The organism is Nostocoides veronense (assembly GCF_039531185.1).
GTDB classification, from domain to species: Bacteria; Actinomycetota; Actinomycetes; order Actinomycetales; family Dermatophilaceae; genus Nostocoides_A; species Nostocoides_A veronense.
Genome location: NZ_BAAAPO010000078.1, coordinates 1 through 889, shown reverse-complemented (window position 1 = coordinate 889; position 889 = coordinate 1). Strand labels below are relative to the sequence as shown.

At 69.2% G+C, this 889-nt stretch carries 1 protein-coding gene; it reads right to left on the bottom strand.

What is annotated here, in order from left to right:
- Nucleotides 1-13: 13 nt before the first annotated feature.
- Nucleotides 14-889 (bottom strand): integrase core domain-containing protein (locus tag ABD225_RS18560; protein ID WP_344089181.1); only part of this gene is annotated, 876 nt, incomplete at its 5' end.

Below are 889 nucleotides of genomic sequence, written 5' to 3'. Positions count from 1 at the left end.
GTGGTTGTGTTGTTCATTGTCCTCGACTCCGTCGGTGGTGGTCGAGGCGTTCTTGGCGGGCCTGGTCGAGTCCGTCTCGGCGGGCCTTCCTGATGGCGTCGCTGCGGCCTTCGTGTTCGTCGTCGGGTGTGACGTAGCCGATCGAGGCGTGAAGGCGGACGCTGTTGTACTGCTCGCGGACGTGGTCGAGCTCGGCTTCGAGATCGCCGGGATCGACGATCTTCTCCAGGTGGGGCCACTCGCCCTTGACGTGCCCGAACAGGGTCTCGATCCAGGCCTGGTCGGTCGGGGTGTGCGGGCGGCCGAAGTGCTGGGCGATGTGCACGCCGGCGAGGAACTCCCGGGTCGAGTGGGACCGCATCTGGGGCCCGTTGTCGGAGACCGCGAGCAGGAGCGGGACCTGGCCTCCGTCGACGGCTCGCTCGATCTGCTCGGGATGCCCGGACAGCAGCGCTTCGCGCAGCTGTGCGGTGTCCCGGGCGTCGATGACCTCGAGCAGGCCCTCGGCCTCGAGCGCGGCCAGGAAGCACACCTCGACCTGGGTGGAGGTCTCCTCGGCGCTGACCAGGGTCGCGATCCACTTGCGCGAGACCATGTCGAGCACCGCGACCGCGCAGCGTCGGGCGCGCGGGAAGTGGGTGAAGTCGTAGGCCCAGATCCTGCGGGGCTTCCACTCCAGCCAGTCCGGCCAGGGCTTCTTCTCCGCCGGCTCCCGAGGTGCCGGACCGGGCAGGATGAGCCCGTGATCTGCGAGAACACGGCGCACCGTGGACTCGCTGACATGGACCAGGCACAGCCGCGACCCGCGGTGGGCGAGCTTGCGGTGGGACCGGTCGATGCCACCCCAGGCCTCGAACAGCTCCACGATCGCCTCGCGTTCGGAGTCGAG